Source organism: Paenibacillus sp. N3.4, assembly GCF_008017805.1.
Taxonomy (GTDB): Bacteria; Bacillota; Bacilli; order Paenibacillales; family NBRC-103111; genus Paenibacillus_E.
In genome coordinates, this window is the sequence record NZ_VRTT01000154.1 from 1 (window position 1) to 6,596 (window position 6,596).

The 6,596-nt window shown below is 42.5% G+C and carries 5 protein-coding genes; all 5 read left to right on the forward strand.

The annotated features are described in order from the left end of the window. The first annotated feature begins 439 nt into the window (after positions 1–439). The 5 genes from FU659_RS34280 (at position 440) to FU659_RS34300 (ending at position 6,478) form a co-directional block, all read left to right on the forward strand. A complete protein-coding gene (locus tag FU659_RS34280; protein WP_147951637.1) occupies positions 440–913 on the forward strand; it encodes a hypothetical protein in 474 nt (157 codons plus the stop codon). A 127-nt stretch (positions 914–1,040) separates the two neighbouring features. Then, positions 1,041–1,907, forward strand: coding sequence for an AraC family transcriptional regulator (locus FU659_RS34285; protein WP_147951638.1), 867 nt, complete (start codon positions 1,041–1,043; stop codon positions 1,905–1,907). A 147-nt stretch (positions 1,908–2,054) separates the two neighbouring features. Further along, a complete protein-coding gene (locus FU659_RS34290; protein ID WP_147951639.1) occupies positions 2,055–4,190 on the forward strand; it encodes an ADP-ribosylglycohydrolase family protein in 2,136 nt (711 codons plus the stop codon). 99 nt (positions 4,191–4,289) lie between these two features. Beyond that, entirely contained in the window at positions 4,290–5,663 is a 1,374-nt protein-coding gene (locus FU659_RS34295; RefSeq protein ID WP_222708715.1) for an ABC transporter substrate-binding protein, read from the forward strand. 14 nt (positions 5,664–5,677) lie between these two features. Beyond that, positions 5,678–6,478 carry an endonuclease/exonuclease/phosphatase family protein gene (locus FU659_RS34300; protein WP_147951641.1) on the forward strand — a complete coding sequence of 267 codons (801 nt, stop codon included), beginning with the start codon at positions 5,678–5,680 and terminating at the stop codon, positions 6,476–6,478. Positions 6,479–6,596 lie beyond the last annotated feature (118 nt).

A 6,596-nucleotide genomic window follows, 5' to 3' on the forward strand; every position in this document is an offset into this window, starting at 1 on the left:
GTGCTTTCGCCATTTGCATATTTGGCATGTCTCCGTTTTTAATTGGTGGAATAACCTTAGCTATGTTCCCGAACCACGATTTTCCGTATTCAGAAGTATTCATCTACAGCAATTCATTTTACCTGGGATAAATCCAGTTTTGACATGGCTTGGTCCTGTTCCCCAAAAAGTTAATTTAGCGTAAACCCCCCAAGAAAACCCGCGAAAATAGTATAATTAATCCAAATAGTACGGTTCTCAGGGGTTAGTTGTATTTGAATCAATACGATCACCAACTTTAGGCAATGCTTAGTCGAACATGAAAGGCAAGACCAAGGAAGACTTATTAAAGCAAGAAACCGATGCTCTGTCTCAGAAGCTAGCCGAAGTCATTGTTGTAAAAGCAGGGCCCGAATGGATTCCTTTAAGTTTAGCATCTCTTGTAAGAAGCTGACTCGTCTTGAACTTGTGTACAAAGTCGTTCAATACATGGGTTAAAGGGATTAACAAGTTAGATGCAGTCTTCGTACCAGAGGGTTTTCAAGACTACCTAAAAGAAGAACACCTCAACCAAACGCTAGAGGAAGCTGGATCCATGCTGGACTTCCAAATGGAGCAAGCTGCAGCGTTGTATCGTTACGCTGTCAAACATCCGGAATGGCGCCATATTTCACAAGATAGTTTGCAAACGCCTTCAGACCCAGATGCTACTTACCGTAACAAGGGTGGTAAAGGCCATATTGGGTTGTCTGTTAATCTCCTCGTTGAAGTTCGTGATCAACAAAAGAAAGCCGGTCAGATTCTTAGCCATGATATGCGGGAAAACACCCATAGCGACGCAGCATTTGGCGAATCATTTATTCAAATGATCCTCATGCGACTCAGATCAAAACGCTGGCTGCTGATGGAGTTTACTACCGCCAAAGCACATTAGAACAAGCAAAAGGTAAAGACCAAGAGTTGAATCTACCCTTAGGTTTTCAAACAAATTTACAATTTTTATTTTATGCTTGCTTTACTTGCAGATGGTTTCAATTATGTAGTTTGGAAGGGGTAAATTTATGGAAGTTTTTAATGAATTAGAAGAAGGTATACCTGTTGGAATAATCAAATGGACTCCTAGTTCGTTACTAGAAACATTTCATTGGCATACTTCATTAGAAATTGGTTATTGTCTTTCCGGCAAAGGTTGGTTTTATTTTGGAGATAAAAAATTTAGTGTGAATCCCGGTGATGTGTTTATCGTCAATAATATGGAACGGCACATTGCTCAGTCTGACCCTGAAGATCCGAGCCAATACATATTTGTCTTTTTTAAAAAAGAGCTCATTGAAATTGAAAAAGAGTTATTAATTCCATTCTTCTATAGTCCAAGAAAGTTTATTAATCAAATATCTTCTGAATTAGAGGCTGCCAAAGAAATCGGACAGATTATTTTAGCTGTAAATGAGGAGATGGAAAAGAAAAGAACAGCGTACCCTGGCATGATTCGTAGTTATATTTTGCGAATTTGCGTTCTACTTTCTAGGCATTTCAAGAGCCATATATCGCCGGGGGAATTTAACCAAGTCTTTGCGCTTTATTACAAATTAGCGCCTGTATTAACCTACATACATGAAAATTTTAGAGAACCTCTAGAACTCTCAGATGTCGCTAAGAAACTTGACCTTAGCCCTTCGCGGGCACGCCACTTATTTAAAGAGATTATGGGGGAAGGATTTAAGGATTATCTGCTCCATTTACGTGTGAATGAAGCAAGAAGATTACTGTTGAATACAAATTTGTCCATTGTGGATATATGTTATCAATCAGGGTTTCAGAGTCACAACCCATTTTACCATGCATTTCAAAAAATTGTAGGGATGTCTCCTGGGGATTATAGGAAAGCGGCTATGAGAATAAATAGCCCTTTTTGTGAATCGGATTAAGTATTTGGTGAAGAAATTTCACCTATTTAGGATTATATTTTAATTAGCTTAAAAGATATATCGAATCAGGAAAAACCAGACAAAACTAATTTAATCTGTGATTTCCATTGAGTTTATTATGAGAACGTTTTTCTTGGGGGATGCAATATGTCAATAATGCCCAACAACTATGTAGAAAAAGTTTATGCAGGCTGGCTAGGGAAGATTATCGGTGTACGTCATGGGGCAAATATCGAAGGCTGGAGCTACGATCGTATAAAGAGGACATTCGGTGAGATTACTGGGTATTTGCACGAGTTTAAAAACTTCGCTGCAGATGATGATACGAACGGACCCATTGCTTTTTTGCGGGCATTGGAAGACTATACCTATACAAATGAAATTACAAGTGAGCAAATGGGAAAAACTTGGTTGAATTATTCTCCTGATGGACATGGCCTTTTTTGGTGGGGGGGGTATGGAACATCAACGGAACACACGGCCTACTATAATTTAAAGAAAGGGATCAACGCCCCTCGATCAGGTTCAATAGAACAGAATGGGGCAACGGTTGCCGAACAAATCGGTGGTCAGATATTCATTGATGTCTGGGGGCTGATCGCACCCGGAAACCCGAGACTTGCTGCGGAATATGCAGAAAAGATCGCTAGTGTATCTCATGACGGGAATGGCAAATACGGCGGGATGTTTATCGCTGCTTGCATCGCTGCAGCTTTTATAGAAAAGGACATTGAAATACTGATTGAGACAGGTCTGTCCTTTATTCCCGCAGATTGTGAATATGAACGAATGACTAGACTGGTTATGGATTTCTATAGAAAGAATCCACAGGATTGGAGAGCGTGTTTCCAATACATTCATGATAACTTTGGATACGACCGTTACCCGGGGAACTGTCATATTATCCCCAATGCTGCAGTGATCATTTTGTCTCTGCTTTATGGAAATGGCGACTTCAGTGCAACGATTAATATTTGTAATATGTGTGGTTGGGACACGGATTGTAATGTGGCAAATGTAGGAACTATCATGGGTGTGAGAAATGGGTTGGAAGGGATCGATAACGCTTGGAGAACGCCTATTAATGACTTTCTTTGCTGCTCTACAGTCGTTGGAAAGTTGAATATCCTTGATATTCCTTGGTGCGCTTCTTATATCGCCAACTTTGGTTACAAGATTGCGGGGGAAGAAATCCCCAATGAATGGAAATCCATTTTGTTGAGCCCAGATATATGGTTTCACTTTGAATATCCAGGATCCACGCATGCTTTTCGGTTGGAGTCCGATGCAGAATGGCAAGTCACAGGAAAGATTGAAAATACAACTGAGGCGGCGTCAAGCGGTAAACGATCATTAAAAATCATTTTTGATAAAGTGCAAGGTGGGGGATACGGTTTTCGTACCTATCACCAGACATATTATCGTCCGGAAGATTTCAATGATAGTCGATACGATCCCAGTTTCTCACCAATTTTATATCCGGGGCAAACGTTGGATGTAAAAGTAATGGTGCCTACGTCCAATTCCATGAACGTTCAAGCTTGCCTTTATGTAAAAAATAGAAATGAGGATTATCGCCATTATTGCGAGAAGGTGCTGTTGGTTTCGGGGGAATGGACTACATTAAATATGGATATTCCATTTATGAGTGGCGCTTGTTTGATAGAAGCTGGTGTTGAATTCATTCCAATGGAAGGCAACGGTGACAGCTTGATCGCTTACCTTGATGATTTCGTTATTTCCGGAAAACCAAATTATGAGGTGGATTTTTCAAAAGAACGGCTGGAAAATTGGAATGTATTTCATATTGAAGTATCCCAATTCACATACCTGCGTGGGTTGTGGACGCTTGAAAATGGAGAATTAAGTGGCAGTTATCATAGTGAGTCTGCAGAATGCTATACCGGCGACTTATCATGGGCCAATTATATGTTTGATGCTCATGTGATACCCAAACTCGGCGAATTTCATAATATCCAATTCCGTGTTCAGGGTGCCATTCGCTCATATGCGGCAGGTTTTGCTCCGAACAATAGAGTTGTACTTTATAAAAATGATAACGGTTATGTCGAACTGGCTTCTGCGGAGTATGCATGGAGTTATGATGAACCATACCAGGTTCAAATAGAGGCAAATGAAAATAAGTATAAAGTAATGGTAAACGGTGAGCTTTTGATTATTTTCACAGATGTGCGTAACCCTTATTTAAATGGTCAGGTTGGTTTCTCGAACTTTGAGGGTAGCCATACACACTACAAACGCTTTTCTGTGAAAGGGATTTGAGGAGATCGCACAATATGAAGGATAAGAGTTATGTGAACTACCATTCCCGATAAACGGGGAAGGTTTTATAAATATAATATGAAAAGCGAGGTTCTATCAATGAAGAAACAGATGAAAACAATTTTGACATTAGTCGTCGTAGCTACGGCATTAGCAGGTTGCAGCAGTGGACCGGCAGCTAACACTTCAGCAAAACCAAAAAGCACAGGGCCGGTAAGCTTGACATTCTGGCACGCCATGGGGGGCTCGAACGAAGAGGTTGTCAAAAAGATGGTCCAAAACTTTAATGAAACTGTCGGTAAGGAAAAAGGAATTACAATCACACCGGTGTTTCAAGGATCCTACGCTGATCTTCTGAAAAAAGTAAAAGCAGCCGTTCAGGCAAAGAACGAGAAGGACTATCCGGATATCGTACAGATTCCTGCTTCGGACACCTCTTATATTAAAGATGTACCGGCGGTCATCTGGGCTCAAGATCTGCTTGCCAAAGATCCGTCGTTCAAAGTCACGGACATAGAGCCGAATACTCTTGCCGGCTTTAGCTTTAAAGGTAAGCAAGTAGGCATTCCTTTTGCAAATTCCACGATTTTGCTCTATTACAATAAGAATTTGTTTAAAGAGGCAGGTCTGGACCCGAATAAGCCTCCGCAAACGATAGATGAATTAGGAAAATACGCGGCAAAAATGACCAAGAAAAGTGGTAGTCAAGTTAACCAATGGGGCTTTTCCGTGACCCCCGATCAATATCAACTGTCAAGCTGGATCGGCATGCAGGGAGCCTATATTGGTAACAACAAAAATGGACGTGCCGATTATATGACGGCTGTTGAGTTTGATACGAACGGAGCGATGAAACGCTTTTTGACAGAGTGGAAAAAAGCAGTAGATTCCGGAGGTATCCAAACGGGCACCGATGTCAAAGCAGATGAAGAGTTTGCAGCGGGAAAACTGGCTATGTTCGTTACATCTACTGCAGCATTAAAAGGCACACTGGCTAAGGTCGCAGACAAATTTGAAGTTGGGACCGCATTCCTTCCCAAAGTGAATGAAACGGACAAAGGGGGAGTCGCGGTCGGCGGTTCCGCACTTTATATTATGAACAGGGGAGATAAAGCGGCATCAGATGCTGCATGGGAATTCCTGAAATATGGCATTACGCCGGAATCCCAATTTGCATGGCACACTGGAACCGGGTATTTCCCTGTAAACACAAAAACGTATGAACTGCCTCAAATGAAAGAGCATTTGACCAAAAATCCATTGTTTAAAACAGCAATCGAGCAACTCCATGCGTCGTCTTCCGAAACTCAAGAGCCGATGGGACCGGTAAGCGGCGAGTTCAGCCAGGCTATGCGGGAGGAGACCTTGAACTATGTACAAAACAAGAAAAGCATAGATCAGGCGATTACGGATATGGCAAATGCAAGCAACAAAGCTTTGAAGGAATACAACCGGGCAAATAATATTAAATGATGCTGGGGGCAACGATGAATATCACTTTGATGACTTTTAACTTGAGAACCTGCTTGGCACCTGACGGCGATAATGCGTGGGAGTACCGATACGATAAAATGGCAGCAATGATTAGAGAGCATAGTCCGCTGCTTATGGGTATCCAGGAAGGACATATCGGTATGCTGGAGGATTTGCAGTTGGAGGAATATCATTGGGTCGGAGAGGGTCGGCTTGGAGATCGTGGAGACGAGCACTGCGCTATCTTTTTCAAAAAAGACGATCTGGACATTGTGGAACACGGCACCTTCTGGTTATCCGAGCAGCCGGAGGTTCCGGCAAGTATTAGCTGGGACAGCTCTCTGCCACGTATTTGTACCTGGGGGCACTTTCGGCATAAGGGTACAGGTACGGAGTTACTATTCTTCAACACCCACCTAGATCATCAGGGGCAGCAGGCCAGGGAACAAGGTGTTCGGCTTATATGGGAGCGAATCAAGGAACTGCGGGCTGCAAAAGATGTCCCTGTCTTATTGACAGGGGACTTCAACTCACAGCCTGATAATGCGGTGATCCGCTTTATGAGGGGAGAGCCAGTTTGGGATGAGGCGCTTGTGGACATGTTGGATGCTTATTCCGTGATGGTTGGACCCGTAGGAACATCGTTCCATGATAACTATTCCGGAAAAATGGAAGGAGAGCCGATCGACTATATTTTTGTTACTCCTGACGTGCAAGTGTCATCCATTCAAATCGACCGACGGATGATTGACGGACGGTATCCTTCGGATCATTATCCGGTCGTCGCTCAACTGGCTATCCCTTCAGCAGAGTAACGAGAATGTACATTTTCCTCTCCTGACGTGCAAGTGTCATCCATTCAAATCGACCGACGGATGATTGACGGACGGTATCCTTCGGATCATTATCCGGTCGTCGCTCAACTGGCTATCC